The organism is Clavibacter vidaverae (genome assembly GCF_047529985.1).
Classification (GTDB): Bacteria; Actinomycetota; Actinomycetes; order Actinomycetales; family Microbacteriaceae; genus Clavibacter; species Clavibacter nebraskensis_A.
Genome location: NZ_JBLJAM010000001.1, coordinates 1,953,017 through 1,970,677, shown reverse-complemented (window position 1 = coordinate 1,970,677; position 17,661 = coordinate 1,953,017). Strand labels below are relative to the sequence as shown.

Here is a 17,661-nt window from a genome sequence, read left to right as displayed (position 1 = left end):
GACGACCGGGAGGCGGACGGGTGCAGGCACGGCAGGAGCGGACGCTGCGCGCCACGCTGTCCGCGCTGGTCTGCACGCTCGTCACGGCGACCGCGCACGCGGCGGCCGGCGGCGGGATCCCGCATCCGCTCGTCCTCGGCCTCGCGCTCGTCGCGGGCGTCGCGCTGTGCTTCGCGCTCGGCGGGCGCCGGGTGACGCTCGCGCACCTCGTCCTCGCCATCGGCGCCACGCAGGGGGTGCTGCACGCGGCGTTCACGTTCGGCGGGAGCGGCGTCGGCGCCAGCGGCTCCGGCATGGCGATGCCGACCGCCGGATCCCCGGCCCACGTCCACGCGCACGCCGCGGCCGACGCCGCCCGCGCCCTCGCCGCCGGCCCCTCCTCCGCGATGGCGATGCCCGCCGACCACGACGGCGCCATGCTGCTCGCGCACGTGATCGCCGGGCTCGTCAGCATCTGCTCCCTGCGCGTCGGGGCCGACGCCGCCCGCCGGGTCGCGCGGGCTCTCGCGCTGCGCGTCGGCGGCGCGATCTCCGGTGCCGCGGGCGCGCTCGTGGCGGCCGCCGTCGCCGTGGCCGCCGCGCTCGCCGAGCCCCTCGTCGCGCCGCGGCCCCGCCGGATCCCCGCGGACGCCCGCCCGCGCCGCCTCGTCGCGCTGCTGTCCGCGCGCATCCAGGGCCGCCGCGGCCCGCCGCTCGTCGCGCTCGCCGCCTGATCCGCGTCCGCCGCGTCCCCTCGGGGTGCCCGGGTGCGGTCCCGCGTCGTCGCCCGCCCGACCCGATCCGCCGCGCCTCGGCGCCGCCGGACCGGTCGCCGTCGCGTCGCCGCGCCACCCGCACGCCCGGACATCCGCACGGCCACGCCCGTGCCGCCACCGAAGGACCACCATGCCCCGCACCACCCGCCTGCCCGCCGCCGTCCGCCCCGGAGGTCGCGCCCGCGCCCGCCGGATCCGCGTCGCCGCCGGCGCCGCCCTCGGCCTCGCGCTCGCCGTGTCGGCACCGCTCGCCGCGTCCGCGCACGTCGAGCTCGACGCCTCCACCACCGCCCCCGCCTCCCTCAGCGTCCTGACCTTCGCGGTCGGGCACGGCTGCGAGGGATCCGCCACGACGGCCCTCGCGATCCGCTTCCCCGCGGACGTGCAGGCCGTGAAGCCCACGCTCGCGCCCGGCTGGTCCGTCGCCGAGCAGGAGGCCGCCGACGGCACGACCGTCACCTACACGGCCGACACCCCGCTGCCTGACGCCCTGCGCGCGACCGTGCAGGTCGAGGCGCTCCTGCCCGTCGACGGCGCGGCCGGGGACGTGGTCGCGTTCCCGACGCTGCAGACGTGCGTCCAGGGATCCACCGACTGGGCGGAGACGCCCGCAGCGGGCACGGAGCCCGACCACCCGGCGCCCGCGATCACGCTCACGGACGCTGCGTCGGCCACCGGCGCGAGCACCGGATCCGCCGCCGGCACGACCGAGGCCGCCGCCGCGACCCCCGCGGCCGCGCCCGTCGATCCGGTCGCGCGCCTCCTCGGCCTCGGCAGCCTCGTGGTGGGCGTCGTCGCCGTCATGCTCCTCACGATCGGCATGCGCCGCCCGCAGCAGGGCGGCCGCCGATGACCGCCGTCGACGACCGGCCCGGGGAGGCGGAGGCGCCCGCGCCGTCCGCGCCCGCCGCCACGGTCACGCGCCCGGAGCGCGGCTGGTTCCTCCCGCTGCTGCTCCGCCTGCACTTCCTCGCGGGGATCCTGGTGGGCCCGTTCATCCTCGTCGCCGCGCTCAGCGGCGCCGCGTACGCGCTCGCGCCGTCGGTCGAGCAGGTCGTCTACGCCGACGAGCTGCACGCGCCGGCGACGGGCACGACCGTGCCGCTCGCCGCGCAGGTGGAGGCGGCCGAGGCGGTGGTCGGCGGATCCGGCACCCTGGTCGCCGTCCGCCCGGCCCCCGCGCCCGGCGACACCACGCGCGTCATGTTCACGGGCGACGGCCTCATCCCGAGCCAGACCCGCGCGATCTTCGTGGACCCGGCCGACGCGTCCATCCGCGGCGACCTGCCCGTCTACGGCACGAGCGGCGCCCTGCCGCTGCGCACCGCGATCAGCCACTTCCACCGCACGCTCGGCCTCGGCGACCCCGGCCGCCTCTACAGCGAGCTCGCGGCCAGCTGGCTCGGCATCGTGACGGTGGCGGGCCTCGGCCTCTGGGTCGCGCGCTGGCGCCGGTCGCCGCGCCGCCGGGACCTCGTGCGGCCCGACGGGAAGGCGACCGGGTACCGGCGGATCCTCTCCTGGCACGCGTCGACCGGCGTGTGGCTGGCCGCGGGGGCGCTGTTCCTGTCGGCCACGGGGATCACGTGGTCGCAGTTCGGCGGGCAGAACGTGACCGACCTGCGCGCAGCGCTCAGCTGGCAGACGCCCGCCCTCACGACCGCGCTGCCGGGCACCGGCGCGGGGGCATCCGCGGCGGATCCGCACGCCGGCCACCACGCGTCCGCCGCGCCCGCGAACGCGCCCACCGTGGATCCCGCGACCTTCGACGAGGTCCTCCGCGTCGCGCAGGGGGTGAACGTCGACACGGGCCTGGTGGAGATCACGCCGCCGAAGCAGGCGGGGACGGCGTGGACCGTGAGCGAGATCCAGCGGAGCTTCCCGACGCAGGTCGACCAGGTGGCCGTTGACGGCAGCACCCTCCAGGTGGTGGGCCGCACCGACTTCGCCGACTACCCGTTGCCCGCGAAGCTCGCGCGCTGGGGGATCGACACGCACCAGGGGACGATGTTCGGCCTGCCGAACCAGATCCTCCTGGCGGTGACCGCGCTCGGCATCGCCGCGATGGTGGTCTTCGGCTACCTGATGTGGTGGAAGCGCCGGCCGGGCGTCGCGCGTCCCGGTCGTCCGGCCCCGTCGGGCGCGCTCGTGCGGGCGCCGTGGTGGGGCATCGCGGCGGTCGTCGCGGTCGGCGTCGGGGTGGGCCTGTTCCTGCCGCTCGTCGGGATCCCGCTCGTGGGCTTCGTGCTGCTCGACGCGCTGATCACGGCCGCGCGCACGCACCGCGGGGGTGCGGCCGCGGGCTGATCCGGGATCCGGCCTGCCGGGTGCCGGGTCGCCGGTCGTCCGCGCGTCAGCGGGCGGCCGGCGCCGGGCCGGTCGACGCGGCCTCGTGCAGCCGGCACGGCAGGAGCGCGTGCGGCAGCTCGGCGGCCGTGCCGTCGAGCCGGGCGAGCAGGGTCTCCACGGCGAGGCGGCCGAGCTCCGGGCCCGGCGCGTCCATGGTGCTGAGGGCGGGCTCGACGAGCGCGCCCACCTCGGTGGAGGAGGCGAGCGACAGGATCGAGACGTCGTCGGGCACGCTCCGCCCGGCGGCGTCCAAGCCCGAGAGGAGCCCGCGCGCCGCCTGGTCGTTGAGGATCATGACCGCCGTGATCCCCGGATCCGCCGCCAGCAGCTCGCCCGCCGCCGCGCGTCCCCCGGTGGGCGTGGGCGCGCACCGGACGACCGCGCCCGCCGGCCCGCGCGCCGCCGTCTCCTCGCGGAACGCCCGCTCGGTGCGCGTGGTGGGTCCGTATCCGCGGAGGGGCCCGCCCTCGAGGTCCTCGACCACGAGCCCGAACCGGCGGTGGCCGAGGCCCTGCAGGTGGTCGAGGCCGCCCGCGACCGTGCCCTCGAAGTCCATGTCGACGAACGGCAGGTCATGGGTGTCGGCGGTGCGGCCGATCGAGACGAACGGCACGTCGAGGGCCGCGAGCTCCCGGATGCGCGCGTCGTCCATGCGCACCTCCATGACGATGACGCCGTCGACGAGCCGGCCGCTCACGAGGTCGGCCACCTCGTCGGGCGCGACCCCCGTGGGCCAGAGCACGAGGTGGTAGCCGAGCTCGGCGGCCCGGGTCGCGGCGCTCATGAAGATCTCGAGGGCGATGCGGCTGAGGCGCTGCACGTCGCCCGGGAACAGCAGCGCGATGATCCGCGTGCGCTTGCTGGCGAGCGCCCGGGCCACGACGTTGTTGCGGTAGCCGAGCTCCCGCATGGCCTCGGTGACCGCGCGCCGCGTGGGCTCCGAGACGGCCTTGGTGCCGTTGACGACGAAGGAGACCGTGGCGATCGAGACCCCCGCGCGCGCGGCGACCTCTCGCATGGTCGGGATGGCGGCTCCTCGCGGTCGGGCGGCGCGTCGGTCAGACGCGTGCTCAGCGTATAGCGGGGATCGCCGCGGAACGCGGCGCCGTGGGGGAGCGCAGGCGCGACACCGCGATGAGCCCGGCGGTGATCGTGCAGACCGCGAGCGTGAGGCCCACCACGTACTCGGCGACCGTGAGGTAGCCGCCGGGCGAGGAGGCCGGGTCGAGGAAGCCGTACGGGTAGTAGGTGGCCGAGCCGGTGACCTGGTCGCCGGTGAACGGACCGCGGAGCAGCGTGACGGTGATCCACGTGAGCGGGAACAGGATGACGCGGCCGATGGCGCCCATGCGCAGCGGGATGCGGTCGGGGGCGATGAGCCAGTCGAGGAGCACGATGGCGGGCACGGCCACGTGCACGATCTGGTCGGCCCAGTCGAGCTGCAGCGCGGGCGGCTCGGGCTGGCCGCGGAGCAGCAGGTTCCACACGAGGCCCGTGATCACGAGGTACACCGTGGAGGCCAGGCGCAGCGTGACCCAGCCGACGCCCGGATCCGCGATGCGGCCGCGCGCGAGGCGCACCCCGCCCACGACCAGGACGATGATGGCGAGGACGTTGGAGTCCTCCGTGAAGAACAGCGCGAAGTCGAGGGACTTGCCCGCGATGCCGGTGACGCCGAGCCCCTGCCAGTAGGCGAGGTTGACGTGGTACTGGGCGGTGACGCCGACCACGGCGGCGGCCGCGGTGGCGAAGCGGACGAAGGAGAGGAATCTGGGCACGGGAGACCTTGTCACGGTCGCCTCCGCGGGGTCGCCGACTGTCCACGAGGGGATAGCCGGGCGCCGGCCGGGTCAGGCGGATCGGGTCGGGCCGCGGGTCAGGCGGCGGCGGATCCGCGGCGCGCGCGGATGACGCGGTCGCACGCCTCCTCGATGCTCCGCGCGTGCGCTTCGGGGGCGACGGACGCGGCGAGCCGCTCGGCCACGCGGGCGGCATCGTCGAGGGGACGGCGGTCGACGGCCAGGCGCAGGATCGTCTCGGCCAGCCCCTCCGCGTCGGTGCCGTCCGCGAGCAGCGCGGCGCCGTCGAACTCGGCCGCGAGCACGGGATCGCTGACGATCGCCGCGCGGCCCTCCGCAAATGCCTCCATCGCGATCATCGGCTGGTTGTCGAAGCCGTGCGAGGTGATGACCGCCGCGTGCGCGCCGCGCAGCAGGGCCGTGACGGCGGCGGTGGGCACGCGCCCGTGCACCGTGACGCCGGGCGGGGCGGGCGTGCGCGGCTCGCCGCCCGCGAGGTCGAGGTGCACGGCGCCGGGGGCGGAGCGCTCGGCGACCAGCGCCATCGCCCGGAGCATCACGTCGAGGCGCTTCTCGGGGGCGAACCGCGCCGCCCACACCAGGCGGAGCTGGCCGCCGGTCGGGAAGGGGGCGGGCTCGCCGCGCGCCGCGCAGCTCGTGTTGGAGAGGACCTCGACGGCGGGCAGCCCGGCCTGCCGCAGCGCGACGGCCTGGTGCGCGGACGGGGAGAGGACGAGGTCGGCCTCGCGGCAGGCGGCGAGCGTCGTGCCGCGCAGCGCGCTGTCGAGCCGGCGCGGGGCGAGGCGGACCCTCGGATCCGGCAGGCCGGTCATCGCGCGGTGCATGGCGGTGACGACGGGCGCGAGGAGCCCGCCCCAGGCCGGGCCGCGCAGGAAGAAGGTGTGGACGGTGTGGAGCGTCGGGATCCCCCTCTCGCGCCCGAGCCGCAGGGCGGTCGCGGCCAGCCCGTGCTCGGAGTGCGTGAGGACCAGGTCGGTGCCCGCGGCGTCCATGAGCGCGTTGAGGTCGTGCCGGGTGGCGGCGTCGGCCCGGATGAGCGGCAGGCCGAGGAACGGGACGGGGAAGGAGGGAGCCACGTCGTGCAGGGCCACGCCCGTGCCCTGCAGCTCGCGGACGGAGGAGGCGTCGGGCGCCGCGATGGTCACCGCGTGCCCCGCCCGCGCGAGCGCGAGCGCCTGCTGGACGACGGCCGTCTGGGCTCCACCGAGGTAGGAGAAGGCGTAGTCCATCACGAGGAGGGGGTGGCGGGTGTTCATCCCTGCTGACGCTAACGGTCCGGGGGCGCCGCCGCTGGGGGCTGGGGAGACTGGGGCGCACCGCACAGGGACGGGGAGGTGCGGGCCCTGAGGGGCTAGCCCGACCGTGCGCGGCGCAGCGCCGCGACGACGATCGCGAGGGGCTTCATCCACGTCATCTCGCCGAAGCGGTAGTCGTCGGCGCGCGCGAGCCGTGCGGCCAGGTCGGGGCGGTCGGCGCGCAGGTAGCCGCGCGCCTCCTCCGCGTGCACGGGGTCGGAGACGATGCGGATCGTGTCGGCGTCCTCGACGAGCGGGATCGCGTTCGCGACGTTCTCGCGCGTGCTGCGGCTGGCCTCCTCGAGGACCACCTCGCCCCGGTAGCCGAGCTCGCGGGCGTACCGCGCGAGGATCCGGGCCTCGGGCTCGTCGCCCATCACGGATCCGCCGCAGAGCACGAGCGCGGTCGACGCGGCCCGCGGGTCCATCGAGCGGAGGGCGGCGCGCACGCGGTACCGGTTGATCCGGTTGGCCCGCGGGGCGGCGTTGCCGAACCCGAGCACGACGACCGCCTCGCGGCCGGGGCTGCCGTCGGCGCGGCCGGGGGCGTCGCCGAGGCCGCGGGTGCTGGCGAGCCGGTGGATCCCCTCGCTCACCAGGAGCACGGCGGCGCCGGCGGCGAGGAGCGCGGCCGGGACGACGAGGATCCGGCGGGTGCGCATGCGCCCAGGCTACGGGCGCCGGCCGGCGGCGGCGGTGCCGCTCACGCGGCGCGGGCGGCTTTCACGAAGGCGACGACCGCGTTGGCGTGCCCGTGCCCGAGGCCGTGCTCGGCCTTCAGCCAGGCGACGACCTGCATGTGCGGCTCCGCGTCGAGCCGGGCGTCGGCGAGGTCGATCCAGCGCTGGACCGGCTGCCCGTACGCCTTCTCGATGCCCGGGAAGTAGGAGGCGGGCCCCTTCGCCTTCTGCCCCTCGGGCGGCGGGGGCGGGGCGACGATGCCGTGCGCGTTCATGCTGCGACCGTACGCGCGGCACGCGCCCGCGACCAGGGCGGCGGCGCGGGATGTCAAGGGGGCAGACCGTTCCTCGCCCGCGGAATAGTGTCGGGCCATCGACGTCCCCACCCGGACCCCTGTGGAGCGTCGTCAGGACGCCGGGCCTTCCCCGCGCGGCACGACACGAGGGCCACATGCACACCACCACCAGCATCCGCATCGACGGCCAGCGCTACCAGCTCGCCGACGAGGAGGACGTCGCGGGTCTCAAGGGGCGCATCGTCGAGGCCGTGACGGGCCGCTGCCGGTTCGTCGACTTCACCACGAGCGGGCACCTGGACGTGTCCGTGCTCGTCACGCCCCTCTCGGCGGTGCGGTTCGAGGTGCGCGAGCGCGAGGAGGAGGATCCGGCCGACCCGGGTGACGCTCCGCTGTCCACGGACATCGACCTGTACGCGTTCGACTGAGCGCGACGGGCGGGCGGACGGCGGCGCGGCCCCGGACGCTCCCGGCCCGGATCCCGCGGGTCGTGGTTCAATGGTCCGGCCTCCCGCGGGAGGAACGGCGGTGGGGCTCGCCGTACCCGAACCTCGACAAGCTCGTCGACGACGGTCCCTGTCTCACGGCACCGCCATGCCATCCGAGATGGGAGACCCCATGACCGACGACCGCACGCCCCTCGATCCCGCGCCCCGCGATCCCGCGCCCCGCGATCCCGCGCCCCGCGACACCGGCTCCGGGGTGGGCGGCGATCCCGGCCGGCCCGTGCACCTGCGCTGGTCGTCCCTCGGCCTGGTCGCGCTCGGCGGCGCGCTCGGCACGGCGGCCCGCGAGGCGCTCGCGCTCACGTGGCCCGCGCCGCCCGGCGGCCTGCCGGTGACGATCCTCCTCATCAACGTGGTCGGCGCCTTCGTGCTCGGCGCGCTGCTCGAGGGGCTCGCCCGCCGCGGGCCCGACGAGGGGCGGCGCCGCGGGATCCGGCTGCTGGTCGGCACGGGCGTGCTCGGCGGCTTCACCACCTACAGCGCGCTCGCGACCGACGCGGCGTCGCTCACCGGATCCGCGCTCGGCACGGCGCTCGCGTACGCCGGGCTCACGCTCGTGGTCGGCGCGGCCGCGTCCGTCGCGGGCATCGCGACGGGGGCCGCGCTGCACCGCCGTTCGGCCGCCGGTCGCGGGACGGGGGCGGCGTCGTGACCGGCCCCCTCGTGTTCGCGCTCATCTGCCTCGCGGGCGGCGTCGGATCCGCCCTCCGCCTCCTCGTCGACGGCGCGATCCGCGGCCGGTCCGGCGCGGCCTACCCCGTGGGCACGACCGTCATCAACGTCACCGGATCCTTCGGGCTCGGCCTCCTCACGGGCGCTGCCGCGCAGGCCGGTCTCCCGCACGACCTCCTGCTCATCCTCGGCGGCGGCCTCATGGGCGGCTACACGACCTTCAGCACGGCGAGCCTCGAGACGGTGCGGCTCGCGCAGGCGGGCCGGATCGGGGCGGCGCTCGCGAACGGCGTGGGCATGCTCGTGGTCTGCGTCGCGGCGGCGGGCCTCGGGATCGTGGTGGGCGCGGGGCTGTGAGCGTCCCGTCGCGGGTGCGCGACAGCGACGTCCCGGCCCTGCGCGCGTTCCTCGCGGCCGCGGACCTCACCGTCGCGGGGCTCGACGACCCGGCCGTGCGGCTGTGGATCCGGCGCGACGCGTCCGGCCGCATCACCGGCAGCACGGGCTTCGAGCTCAGCGACGACGGGCGGCACGCGCTCGTCCGCAGCGTGGCGGTGGATCCCGCCCTCCGGTCGGCCGGGCTCGGCTCGGCCCTCGCCCGGCACGCCCTCACCGAGGCGGCCGCGGCCGGGGCGGAGCGCGCGTGGCTGTTCTCGCGGAGGTCCGGCCCGTTCTGGCGCGGCCTCGGCTTCGCGGAGGCGGACCGCGACGCGCTCGCCGCGGCCCTGCCGGGCGCCCGCCAGGTCGTCGCGTTCCGGGAGAGCGGCCAGCTCGCCCGCGAGGTCGCGTGGTCCCGGGCGCTGGGGGACGGCGGGTGAGGGCCGCGTCGGATCCCGTCCCGTCGGCGGTGCGCGACGCCTACGACGCCCGGGCCGCCGAGTACGCGGAGCACCTCGGTACCCTCGCCGCCACGCATCCCGCCGACCGCGCGCTCGTGGCGGACTGGGCCGACGGGATCACGGGCCCGGTGCTCGACGCCGGCTGCGGTCCCGGCCACTGGACGGCGTTCCTCGCCGGGCGGGGCGTCGAGGCGCGCGGCGTCGACCTCGTCCCCGCGTTCGTCGCCCACGCCCGGCGCACGCATCCGGGGATCCCCTTCGCGGCCGGCAGCATCGACGCGCTCGACGTGCCGACCGCCGCGCTCGGCGGCGCGCTCGCCTGGTACTCGCTCATCCACCACGCGCCGGCCGAGGTCGCCGTGCCGCTGGCGGAGCTCGCGCGGGGGATCCGGCCGGGCGGCGGCCTCCTCGTCGGCGCGTTCGCCGGTCCCGCCACCGAGCCCTTCGACCACGCCGTGACGCGGGCGTGGCGCTGGTCCGTCGACGACCTCGCGGGCGCGCTCACCGCGGCCGGCTTCGACGTGGTCGAGACGCACGTGCGCACCGGTCCGGGACACCGCCCGCACCTCGCGATCACCGCGCACCGTCGCGCCGCGGACGCGCCCTAGGCTCGGCGGATGACGAGCGCGGACCCGCACCCCGACCCCGAGCGCCTCTGGACCACGAGCGGACGACGTGACCTGCACCGCGGGCGCGTGGTGCTCGTCGAGCACGACGTGCTGCTGCCGGACGGATCAGCCTCAAGCTACGAGGTCGACGAGAGCGTGCCGTTCGCGGTCGCGACCCTGGTCATCGACGGCGACGCCGTGCTGCTGTCGCGCCAGTACCGGCACCCGCTCGAGCGGTGGATCCTCGACCTCCCGGGCGGCGCGGGCGACGCCTCCGAGGAGCCCGCCGACGCCGCCCGCCGCGAGCTCGAGGAGGAGCTGGGCCTCGTCGCGCCGGAGATCCGGCACCTGCGCACCTACGCCGTGAACCCGGGTCGCGCGTCCTGGCTCGTGCACGTCTTCGCCTGCTCGACCCCGACCACCGCGGGCACCGCCGACCGCAGCGATCCGTCCGAGCAGGTGCGCCTCGTCCGCATGCCGGTCGCGGAGCTGGACGTGCTCATCGCCGCGGGTGGGATCGAGGACCCGACCCTGCTGATCGCCCGCGCGGCCGCCGCGGAGCAGGGGCTGCTGCCGCCGGTCTCGCCGCGCTGATCCGGGCCGTGCGGATCCACCGCGCCGGTCAGCGCTCCGCGACCGCGATGTCGCCCAGGGTCGCCGACAGCACGTACCGGCGCGGCGCGTCCACATCGCTGCCGAGCGCGTTCGACACCTCGCCCATCACCGTCTCGGTCGTGATGGCGTAGGAGCCCGCAGGCAGCAGGATCCGCTGCTCGCCCGCCGTCGTCTCCACGCGCATGGTGCTGGGCGCCGTGACGAGGTCCAGCTCCGTGTCGCCCGCGGCGCTGGTCGTGCGGACCTCGCCGGTCACCTCGAGTGCGTCGGCCGTGAGATCGCCCGCGCCGCTCTCGACCGCGAGGTCCGCGACGCTGCCGGAGAGGCGCACCTCGCCGGCCCCGGAGCGCAGGTCGACGTCGCCGAACGCCCCGGCCACGTCGATCCCGCCCGCCGCCGACGACACGTCGAGGGCGAGGTCGGGACCGGCCGACGCGGCGGGCAGCTGGATGACGAGCTCGGCGCCGGACGACGGGCCCACCCGCACGTCGAGGAGGCCCCAGCCGGGGTTCCGCAGCTCGACGTGCAGCCGGCCGTCGCGCACGACGTGGGTCTCCCGGAGAGCCGTGTCGCCCGCGCGGAAGACGACGCGCGCGGCGTCGACGTCCGCCTGCTCGACCCGCACGTCGCCGGCGGATGCGTCGATCGACACCCGGTCGAAGGGCTCCGACACCGTGCTGGTGCGGGAGCGGTCGCCGCGGTCGAGGGACGCGACGACCTGCAGCACGAGGAGCGCCAGGAGGGCGAGGAGCGCGACGGATCCGATCACGAGGAGCGCGGTGCGGAGCGGACGCGGGCGGCGGGGTGCGGGCGGGGCGGGCGTGCCCGCGGGGGCGGTGGTGGTCATGACGGCCTTCTGTCGGAGGAGGAGCGGGGAGAAGAGGAGGGGACGGAGCGCGGCGGATCAGCCGCGCGGGTCGGCGACGCGCGCCAGGAACCGCAGGACGGCGAGCACGCGGCGGTTGCCGGTGCTCTCGGGCGGGAGGTCGAGCTTCGTGAAGATCGCCGAGACGTGCTTCTCGACCGAGCTCTCCGAGACGTGGAGGGCGGCGGCGATCGCGCTGTTCGAGCGCCCTTCCGCCATGAGCTGGAGGACCTCGGCCTCGCGCGGCGACAGGGCGTCGACCCCGTCCGAGCGGCGGGAGCGCACCACGATCTGCGCCACGACCTCCGGGTCGAAGACCGTGCCGCCCGCCCCGACCTCGGCCACGGCGGCGAGGAACTCGTCCACCTCCGCGACGCGGTCCTTGAGCAGGTAGCCGAGGCCCGCGGAGTTCGCGGCGATGAGGTCCGCGGCGTAGCGCTCCTCCACGTACTGGGAGAGCACGAGCACGGCCGCGTGGCGGTCCTGCGCGCGGATGAGGACCGCGGCGCGGATCCCCTCGTCGGTGAAGGTCGGCGGCATGCGCACGTCGACGATGGCGAGGTCGGGGCGCTCCCGGTCGACGGCCGCGAGCAGCGCGGTCGCGTCGGCGACGGCGGCCACGATCTCGTGCCCCGCGTCGGTGAGGAGGCGCTCGAGGCCCGCTCGGAGGAGGACGGAGTCCTCGGCGATCACAATGCGCACGGGACCTCCACGGTCACGTCGGTCGGGCCGCCAGCGGGGCTCGAGGTGGTCAGGGTGCCGCCGGCGGCGCGCACCCGGTCGTGCATGCCGCCGAGGCCGCCGCCGGGGTTGCCGTCGCGGGTCGCCCCGCCGCGGCCGTCGTCGGTGATCACGGCGCGGATCCCGCCCGGCACCTCGTCGACCGCCACCGAGCAGCGCCTGGCGCCCGAGTGCTTCGCGACGTTGGTGAGGGCCTCGGCGACCGCGAAGTACAGCACCGCCTCCACCTCCGGGCGGGGCCGGGCGGAGAGGTCCACCCGGACGGTCGTGGGCACGGCGTTGCGGGAGGCGACGGCGGAGAGGGCGGCGTCGAGGCCGCGGTCGGTGAGCACGGCCGGGTGGATCCCGCGGGCCAGCTGCCGCAGCTCCGTGATGGAGTCCTTGGCGTCGCGGTGCGCCTGGTCGAGGAGCTCGCGCGCGGCGGCCGGATCGGAGTCCATGCGCGAGCGGGCCATGCCGAGCGTCATCGCGAGCGCCACGAGCCGGGGCTGGACCCCGTCGTGCAGATCCCGCTCGATCCGCAGCCGCTCGGTCGACGCGGCGTCCACCGCGCCCTGCCGCGCGTCCGTGAGCGTGTCGACCCGGCTCTCGAGGGCCGCCGTGCGGCTGGTGCCGAGGAGGGCGGGGGAGACGGCGCGGTCGAGGGATCCGGCGCCCCACACGTAGAGGAGCAGGACGGCGGCGACGAGCACGGCCACGATCGTCGCCGCCAGCTGGCCCTCGGGGAGGCCCGGCAGATCGCCCGCGCCGACCGCGGCCGCGAGCTGCGGCACGGCGGCGAGGAGGGTGAGGAAGACGAGGCCGAGCACCATGCTCAGCGCGTGGTGCAGCAGCTGCCGCCAGGTCACCGGGTCGACGAGGTCGAGGAGCGGCTGGGCCAGGTGGCGCCAGGCGCCCGTGACCGTCGTGCGCTTCCGCACGGGCGGGGTGATGACGATGTCGTGCACCGCCGCGGTCCGGGCCCGCTCGACCACGCCGATCCCGCGGATCAGCACGGCGGTGGCGGCGAGCACGAGGACGCCGAGGCCGGCGGCGGGCAGGGTCCCGACGCCCGTCGAGAGCAGCGTGACGAGGATCACGACCCAGGCGAGGCCGAGCACGGCGTCGATCAGCAGGTCGACGGCGGAGGTCCAGATGACGGTCACGATGTTCACGTGACTCACCGTATGGGGATCGATTTCCCCAGGCGACGGAGGTGGCCGCCCGACCTGGTGGGGGATAGCCCCACCCGTCGCGTGCGCCCGGTCAGCCGAGCACGACCACCGCGCAGCCCAGCAGGAAGCCCGCCTGGATCGCGGCGCGCAGGGGGAGCGGCGTCGTCGGCGCCGCCGGGTGCCGCACCCCGCGTGCCGCGCGCACGTTCGCGGGGAACACGGCGAGGAGCAGGAGCGCGAGGCCGATCGCGGCCGCGGTGCGGAGCGGCGGGATCAGCAGGCCGATCGCGCCCGCGACCTCCAGCGCGCCCGAGGCGGTCACGACGAGGTCGGGTCGGGGCAGGCGGGGCGGCACGATCGCGACCAGCCCGCTGCGCCGGGGCTCCACGAAGTGCGCGCTCGCCGCGAGGGCGAACCCCGCGGCCAGGCCGACCGCGACGGCCGGGGGCCATGCGTCGAGCGCCGGCACCGCCAGGCCGAGGAGCCGCATCGCGAGGGCGACGACCACCGCGGCCGCGAACGGGATCACGCCGTCCCTCAGCCGCGCCGCGCGTACGTCAGCACGGCGTTGCCCCTGCTCGTGACCTCCGACCGGCGCAGCTCCAGCCGCGTCATCGGGTCGCCCGGTTCGAACAGGCGGCGGCCGGCGCCCGCGACGACCGGGTGGACCATCAGGGTCAGCTCGTCGAGGAGGCCCGCGAACAGCAGCTGGCGCGTGAGCGAGATGCTCGACAGCACGGCGATCTCGCCGCCCTCGGTCTCCTTGAGCCGGGCGATCGCCTCGAGCGCGTCGCCCTCGATGCGCGTGGCGTTCCAGCCGAGGTCGCCCGCGAGGGTGCGGGTGGCGACGAGCTTCTCGAGCGGGTTCACGAAGGCCGCGAACGGGTCGTCGGCGGGCGCGGCCGGCCAGTGCGCCGACCAGTCCTGGAAGCCGCGACGGCCCATGACGGCGGTGGTGACCGACGAGATCATGCGGCCGAGGCCCGCGCCGAGCTCGGGATCGAACGAGTCGTGCTGCAACAGGTGCGGCGCCTCCACGACGCCGTCGACGGACGCGAACAGGCCGGCGGTCAGCGTGCGCATGGGCTCCTCCTCGAGCTGCGGGTGTGCTCGCCATGATCCGGCGCCCCGGGGACGCGCGTCTACGTCCGGTGCGGAAACGTTTCTGGTTAACCGCTTTACACGACCACCGATCCGGTGTTAGCGTCGCCGCCATCGGGTCCGCGACGACGCCTCCCGGATCGCCGCGGAGCTGGCGGATCACGGTGTCGTCGAGGCCCGGACCGACCGCCACCTCAAGGAAGAGACCACGCGATGTCCCCTCGATCCACCGCCCGCCGCCGCCGACTCATCGGCGCCGCCGCCTTCGCGGCCACCGTCCCCCTCGTGCTCGCCGGCTGCTCCGGCGGCGGCGGAGGCGGATCCTCGTCCGGCGGGGATCCGAAGACGGTCACCGTCACCGACTACTACAACGAGGGCAACGACGACACCGTCATCGGCGACACCCTCACCAAGTGCGGCGAGTCGCTCGGCGTCACCATCAAGCGCACGTCGATCCCGGGCTCGAGCCTCATCCAGAAGGTGCTGCAGCAGGCGTCCTCGAAGACGCTGCCCGACGTGCTCATGCTCGACAACCCCGACCTGCAGCAGATCGCCGCGACCGGCGCGCTCGCCCCGCTCGAGGACTTCGGCATCTCCACCGACGGCTACGCCAAGGGCGTCGTGGACGCCGGCACCTACGAGGGCAAGACGTACGGCCTCGCGCCCACCGTGAACACGATCGCGCTGTTCTACAACAAGCAGATGCTGGCCGACAAGGGGATCCAGCCGCCCACCACGTGGGACGAGCTGAAGACCGCGGCCGCCGCGCTCAAGGACGGCGACCGCTACGGCATCGCGATGGACGCCAACGCCACCTACGAGGGCACCTGGCAGTTCCTGCCCTTCATGTGGTCGAACGGCGGCGACGAGAAGGACATCGCCACCCCCGAGACGGCGGAGGCGCTGCAGCTCTGGACCGACCTCGTGAAGGACGGCTCGGCGTCGCAGAGCGTCGTGAACTGGACCCAGTCCGACGTCAACGACCAGTTCATGGCCGGCAAGACGGCGATGATGATCAACGGCCCGTGGCAGATCCCCGCGCTCACCGAGTCGGGCGTCGACTACGGCATCGCGAAGCTCCCCGCGCCCGAGGCCGGCGGCACCGCCGTCGCCCCGCTCGGCGGCGAGGTGTGGACCGTGCCGCAGACGGGGAACAAGGAGAAGCAGGCGACCGCCGCGAAGGTCGTCGAGTGCCTCAACTCCGACGAGAACCAGCTGGAGATGGCCACCAAGCGCTTCACGATCCCGTCGAAGACCGCCGTCGCCACCGCGTTCGGCCAGCAGGTGCCCGCGGAGCAGGTGTTCGTCGACCTCGTCGCCGACGCCCGTGCCCGCACCGGCGAGCTCGGCGAGGGGTGGCCGAAGGCCGCCACGAAGATCTACACGGCCGTGCAGTCGGCGCTCACCGGTCAGGCCTCCCCGGAGGACGCGCTGAAGAACGCCGAGCAGGGCTGATGGCGACGACCGCCGTCCCCGCCCGTCCGACCGCGCAGGCGGCCGGGCGGGCCCGGGGCTCCGCGGATCCGGCCGTCGCCCGGGGTCCCGTGCGCCGCCGCCCCCGCTTCCGGTGGGAGCGCTTCTTCCAGGCGATGTTCCTGGTGCCGGCGGTCGTCTACCTCGTGCTCTTCTTCGGCTTCCCCGTCGTGAAGAACATCGTCATGAGCTTCCAGGAGTACACGACGACGACGTTCTACACGGGCGAGGCGCCGTGGGTCGGGTTCGCGAACTACGCGTCCGTCATCTCGTCGTCGATCTTCTCGACGGCGCTGCTCAACACGTTCCTCTTCACCGCGGGGTCGATCCTCGGCCAGTTCGTGATCGGGCTCGTGCTGGCGCTGTTCTTCCGCCGGTCCTTCCCGCTCAACGGGCTGCTGCGGGCGCTGCTGCTGTTGCCGTGGCTGCTGCCGCTCATCGTCTCGAGCGCGGTGTGGAAGTGGATCCTCGACCAGGACTCGGGCGTGCTCAACCAGTTCCTGCTGGGCACGGGCGCGGTGCAGGACCCGGTGCCGTGGCTCACGAGCCCGGCGTTCGCGCTCATCACGGTGATCGCGGTGAACGTGTGGATCGGGATCCCGTTCAACACGACCATCCTCTACGGCGGCCTGCAGGACATCCCGCCGGAGCTGTACGAGGCCGGCTCCCTCGACGGGGCGACCGGCTGGCGCGGGTTCCGGTACATCACGTGGCCCCTGCTCCGACCGGTGGTCGGCGTGGTGCTCGTGCTCGGCGTCGTCTACACGATCAAGGTGCTCGACATCATCCTCGGCCTCACGAACGGCGGGCCCGCGAACTCGACGCAGACCATCGCGACGCAGTCGTACACGCTCTCGTTCCAGCAGTTCGACTTCGGGTCGGGCGCCGCCCTCAGCAACATCCTCATCGCCATCTCGGCGGTGTTCGCGGTGGTCTACCTCCGCGCGAACAGGAAGGCCGTCGATGACTGACACCGCCGCCCGCGTCGCCGCACCGGCGCCGCGCCGCATTCCCCGCCCCGTCGGATCCCGCCGGCCGCGCGCGGACCGCAGCTGGATCTCCACGGTCATCGGGATCGCGATCCTCGCCGTGATGCTGTTCCCCGTCTACTGGATGGTCAACATCTCGCTGCAGCCCGCGGGCCCGGCGATCCAGGCCGCCTGGTTCCCGTTCGAGGCGCAGTTCCAGGGCTACGCGACCGCGCTCAGCGAGCAGGGGCAGGCGCTCGGCACGAGCCTCGTGATCGCGCTCGGCAGCGTGGTGCTCAGCCTCGCCGTCGCGACCCCGGCGGCGTACGCGCTGGCGCAGTTCAAGTTCAAGTGGATCAACGCCGTGCTGTTCGGGATCCTCATCTCGCAGATGATCCCCGGCATCGTCGTCGCGAACGCGCTCTACGCCGCGTACAACGACGTGGGGCTGCTCAACTCGATCCCCGGCCTGATCCTCGCGGACTCCACGGCGGGCATCCCGTTCGCGATCCTGATCATGCGGGCGTTCATGGCGAACATCCCGCCGTCGATCATCGAGGCCGCGAAGGTGGACGGCGCCGGGAACTTCCGGGCCTTCCGCTCGATCGTCCTGCCGGTGAGCCTCAACGCCGTCATCACGGCCGGGCTCTTCACGTTCCTCTTCACCTGGAGCGACTTCCTGTTCGCGCTGACGCTCACGACCACCGACGACGTGCGCCCCATCACCCTCGGGATCTACCAGTACATCGGGACGTACACCGCGGACTGGAGCACGGTGATGGCGACGGCCGTGCTCGCGTCGCTGCCCGCGATCGTGCTGCTCCTCGCGGCGCAGCGCTTCATCGCGGCGGGCGCGACCGGCGGCGCGGTCAAGTGATCCGCCTGCCGCGCGCCCGCGCCCCCGACGGCCCTCCCGCCGCCCCC

General features: G+C 75.4%; 22 protein-coding genes. 12 read left to right on the top strand and 10 right to left on the bottom strand.

Annotation, left to right across the window (positions count from 1 at the left end; all coding sequences use genetic code 11):
• Window positions 1–20 precede the first annotated feature (20 nt).
• The 3 genes from ACMT9T_RS09240 (at window position 21) to ACMT9T_RS09230 (ending at window position 3,062) form a co-directional block, all read left to right on the top strand.
• The gene (locus tag ACMT9T_RS09240; RefSeq protein WP_414745271.1) at window positions 21–713 is read left to right on the top strand and encodes a hypothetical protein; all 693 of its coding nucleotides are present in this window, start codon (window positions 21–23) and stop codon (window positions 711–713) included.
• 172 nt (window positions 714–885) lie between these two features.
• Window positions 886–1,608, top strand: coding sequence for a YcnI family protein (locus ACMT9T_RS09235; RefSeq protein WP_414745270.1), 723 nt, complete (start codon window positions 886–888; stop codon window positions 1,606–1,608).
• Window positions 1,605–3,062 (top strand): PepSY-associated TM helix domain-containing protein, encoded by a 1,458-nt coding sequence (locus ACMT9T_RS09230; protein ID WP_414745269.1) that lies wholly within the window; start codon window positions 1,605–1,607, stop codon window positions 3,060–3,062. The genes ACMT9T_RS09235 and ACMT9T_RS09230 overlap by 4 nt, the downstream gene beginning before the upstream one ends.
• A gap of 46 nt (window positions 3,063–3,108) precedes the next feature.
• Here the strand turns inward: ACMT9T_RS09230 and ACMT9T_RS09225 are convergent, their stop codons facing one another.
• The 5 genes from ACMT9T_RS09225 to ACMT9T_RS09205 form a co-directional block, all read right to left on the bottom strand.
• On the bottom strand, window positions 3,109–4,122 hold the full coding sequence (locus tag ACMT9T_RS09225) for a LacI family DNA-binding transcriptional regulator (RefSeq protein ID WP_414745268.1): 1,014 nt from the start codon (window positions 4,120–4,122) through the stop codon (window positions 3,109–3,111).
• Between the two features lie 52 nt (window positions 4,123–4,174).
• Window positions 4,175–4,882 carry a Pr6Pr family membrane protein gene (locus ACMT9T_RS09220; RefSeq protein WP_414745267.1) on the bottom strand — a complete coding sequence of 236 codons (708 nt, stop codon included), beginning with the start codon at window positions 4,880–4,882 and terminating at the stop codon, window positions 4,175–4,177.
• Window positions 4,883–4,980: 98 nt separating this feature from the next.
• Window positions 4,981–6,180, bottom strand: coding sequence for a glycosyltransferase family 4 protein (locus ACMT9T_RS09215; protein ID WP_414745266.1), 1,200 nt, complete (start codon window positions 6,178–6,180; stop codon window positions 4,981–4,983).
• Window positions 6,181–6,275: 95 nt separating this feature from the next.
• Window positions 6,276–6,881, bottom strand: a complete 606-nt coding sequence (locus tag ACMT9T_RS09210; protein WP_414745265.1) for a YdcF family protein — start codon at window positions 6,879–6,881, stop codon at window positions 6,276–6,278.
• A 41-nt stretch (window positions 6,882–6,922) separates the two neighbouring features.
• Entirely contained in the window at window positions 6,923–7,174 is a 252-nt protein-coding gene (locus ACMT9T_RS09205) for a DUF4287 domain-containing protein (protein WP_414745264.1), read from the bottom strand.
• Between the two features lie 176 nt (window positions 7,175–7,350).
• Between ACMT9T_RS09205 and ACMT9T_RS09200 the strand changes: the two genes are divergently transcribed.
• The 6 genes from ACMT9T_RS09200 (at window position 7,351) to ACMT9T_RS09175 (ending at window position 10,414) form a co-directional block, all read left to right on the top strand.
• A complete protein-coding gene (locus tag ACMT9T_RS09200; protein ID WP_414745263.1) occupies window positions 7,351–7,623 on the top strand; it encodes a hypothetical protein in 273 nt (90 codons plus the stop codon).
• A gap of 190 nt (window positions 7,624–7,813) precedes the next feature.
• Window positions 7,814–8,353, top strand: coding sequence for a fluoride efflux transporter FluC (locus tag ACMT9T_RS09195; RefSeq protein ID WP_414745262.1), 540 nt, complete (start codon window positions 7,814–7,816; stop codon window positions 8,351–8,353).
• Window positions 8,350–8,730, top strand: coding sequence for a fluoride efflux transporter FluC (locus ACMT9T_RS09190; RefSeq protein WP_414745261.1), 381 nt, complete (start codon window positions 8,350–8,352; stop codon window positions 8,728–8,730). The genes ACMT9T_RS09195 and ACMT9T_RS09190 overlap by 4 nt, the downstream gene beginning before the upstream one ends.
• A gap of 14 nt (window positions 8,731–8,744) precedes the next feature.
• A complete protein-coding gene (locus tag ACMT9T_RS09185) occupies window positions 8,745–9,191 on the top strand; it encodes a GNAT family N-acetyltransferase (RefSeq protein ID WP_414745260.1) in 447 nt (148 codons plus the stop codon).
• The gene (locus tag ACMT9T_RS09180) at window positions 9,188–9,820 is read left to right on the top strand and encodes a class I SAM-dependent methyltransferase (protein WP_414745259.1); all 633 of its coding nucleotides are present in this window, start codon (window positions 9,188–9,190) and stop codon (window positions 9,818–9,820) included. The genes ACMT9T_RS09185 and ACMT9T_RS09180 overlap by 4 nt, the downstream gene beginning before the upstream one ends.
• Window positions 9,821–9,829: 9 nt before the next feature.
• A complete protein-coding gene (locus tag ACMT9T_RS09175; RefSeq protein ID WP_414745258.1) occupies window positions 9,830–10,414 on the top strand; it encodes an NUDIX hydrolase in 585 nt (194 codons plus the stop codon).
• A 28-nt stretch (window positions 10,415–10,442) separates the two neighbouring features.
• On the opposite strand, the gene ACMT9T_RS09170 is transcribed toward ACMT9T_RS09175, so the two are convergent.
• From ACMT9T_RS09170 to ACMT9T_RS09150, 5 genes are all read right to left on the bottom strand, one after another.
• Window positions 10,443–11,282 carry a DUF4097 family beta strand repeat-containing protein gene (locus ACMT9T_RS09170; RefSeq protein WP_414745257.1) on the bottom strand — a complete coding sequence of 280 codons (840 nt, stop codon included), beginning with the start codon at window positions 11,280–11,282 and terminating at the stop codon, window positions 10,443–10,445.
• Between the two features lie 57 nt (window positions 11,283–11,339).
• Window positions 11,340–12,002, bottom strand: a complete 663-nt coding sequence (locus ACMT9T_RS09165) for a response regulator (RefSeq protein ID WP_414745256.1) — start codon at window positions 12,000–12,002, stop codon at window positions 11,340–11,342.
• Window positions 11,990–13,195 (bottom strand): sensor histidine kinase, encoded by a 1,206-nt coding sequence (locus ACMT9T_RS09160; RefSeq protein ID WP_414745255.1) that lies wholly within the window; start codon window positions 13,193–13,195, stop codon window positions 11,990–11,992. Before ACMT9T_RS09160 ends, ACMT9T_RS09165 begins: the two co-directional genes overlap by 13 nt.
• 91 nt (window positions 13,196–13,286) lie before the next feature.
• A complete protein-coding gene (locus tag ACMT9T_RS09155; protein WP_414745254.1) occupies window positions 13,287–13,724 on the bottom strand; it encodes a DoxX-related protein in 438 nt (145 codons plus the stop codon).
• Window positions 13,725–13,732: 8 nt separating this feature from the next.
• A complete protein-coding gene (locus tag ACMT9T_RS09150) occupies window positions 13,733–14,278 on the bottom strand; it encodes a dihydrofolate reductase family protein (RefSeq protein WP_414745253.1) in 546 nt (181 codons plus the stop codon).
• 231 nt (window positions 14,279–14,509) lie between these two features.
• On the opposite strand from ACMT9T_RS09150, the gene ACMT9T_RS09145 reads away from it, so the two are divergent.
• From ACMT9T_RS09145 to ACMT9T_RS09135, 3 genes are read left to right on the top strand one after another with little or no spacing between them, the layout of a single operon-like run.
• Entirely contained in the window at window positions 14,510–15,751 is a 1,242-nt protein-coding gene (locus ACMT9T_RS09145; protein WP_414745252.1) for a sugar ABC transporter substrate-binding protein, read from the top strand.
• Window positions 15,751–16,740 (top strand): carbohydrate ABC transporter permease, encoded by a 990-nt coding sequence (locus ACMT9T_RS09140; protein WP_116053632.1) that lies wholly within the window; start codon window positions 15,751–15,753, stop codon window positions 16,738–16,740. Before ACMT9T_RS09145 ends, ACMT9T_RS09140 begins: the two co-directional genes overlap by 1 nt.
• The gene (locus ACMT9T_RS09135) at window positions 16,733–17,614 is read left to right on the top strand and encodes a carbohydrate ABC transporter permease (RefSeq protein ID WP_414745251.1); all 882 of its coding nucleotides are present in this window, start codon (window positions 16,733–16,735) and stop codon (window positions 17,612–17,614) included. The genes ACMT9T_RS09140 and ACMT9T_RS09135 overlap by 8 nt, the downstream gene beginning before the upstream one ends.
• Window positions 17,615–17,661 lie beyond the last annotated feature (47 nt).

What these genes read in the sequence shown, in the direction of transcription:
- ACMT9T_RS09210 (WP_414745265.1), bottom strand. Translation starts at nt 6,881, where the DNA reads ATGCGCACCCGCCGGATCCTCGTCGTCCCGGCCGCGCTCCTCGCCGCC.
- ACMT9T_RS09205 (WP_414745264.1), bottom strand. Translation starts at nt 7,174, where the DNA reads ATGAACGCGCACGGCATCGTCGCCCCGCCCCCGCCGCCCGAGGGGCAG.
- ACMT9T_RS09140 (WP_116053632.1), top strand. Translation starts at nt 15,751, where the DNA reads ATGGCGACGACCGCCGTCCCCGCCCGTCCGACCGCGCAGGCGGCCGGG.
- ACMT9T_RS09235 (WP_414745270.1), top strand. Translation starts at nt 886, where the DNA reads ATGCCCCGCACCACCCGCCTGCCCGCCGCCGTCCGCCCCGGAGGTCGC.
- ACMT9T_RS09200 (WP_414745263.1), top strand. Translation starts at nt 7,351, where the DNA reads ATGCACACCACCACCAGCATCCGCATCGACGGCCAGCGCTACCAGCTC.
- ACMT9T_RS09230 (WP_414745269.1), top strand. Translation starts at nt 1,605, where the DNA reads ATGACCGCCGTCGACGACCGGCCCGGGGAGGCGGAGGCGCCCGCGCCG.
- ACMT9T_RS09150 (WP_414745253.1), bottom strand. Translation starts at nt 14,278, where the DNA reads ATGCGCACGCTGACCGCCGGCCTGTTCGCGTCCGTCGACGGCGTCGTG.
- ACMT9T_RS09170 (WP_414745257.1), bottom strand. Translation starts at nt 11,282, where the DNA reads ATGACCACCACCGCCCCCGCGGGCACGCCCGCCCCGCCCGCACCCCGC.
- ACMT9T_RS09135 (WP_414745251.1), top strand. Translation starts at nt 16,733, where the DNA reads ATGACTGACACCGCCGCCCGCGTCGCCGCACCGGCGCCGCGCCGCATT.
- ACMT9T_RS09145 (WP_414745252.1), top strand. Translation starts at nt 14,510, where the DNA reads ATGTCCCCTCGATCCACCGCCCGCCGCCGCCGACTCATCGGCGCCGCC.
- ACMT9T_RS09225 (WP_414745268.1), bottom strand. Translation starts at nt 4,122, where the DNA reads ATGCGAGAGGTCGCCGCGCGCGCGGGGGTCTCGATCGCCACGGTCTCC.
- ACMT9T_RS09195 (WP_414745262.1), top strand. Translation starts at nt 7,814, where the DNA reads ATGACCGACGACCGCACGCCCCTCGATCCCGCGCCCCGCGATCCCGCG.
- ACMT9T_RS09215 (WP_414745266.1), bottom strand. Translation starts at nt 6,180, where the DNA reads ATGAACACCCGCCACCCCCTCCTCGTGATGGACTACGCCTTCTCCTAC.
- ACMT9T_RS09175 (WP_414745258.1), top strand. Translation starts at nt 9,830, where the DNA reads ATGACGAGCGCGGACCCGCACCCCGACCCCGAGCGCCTCTGGACCACG.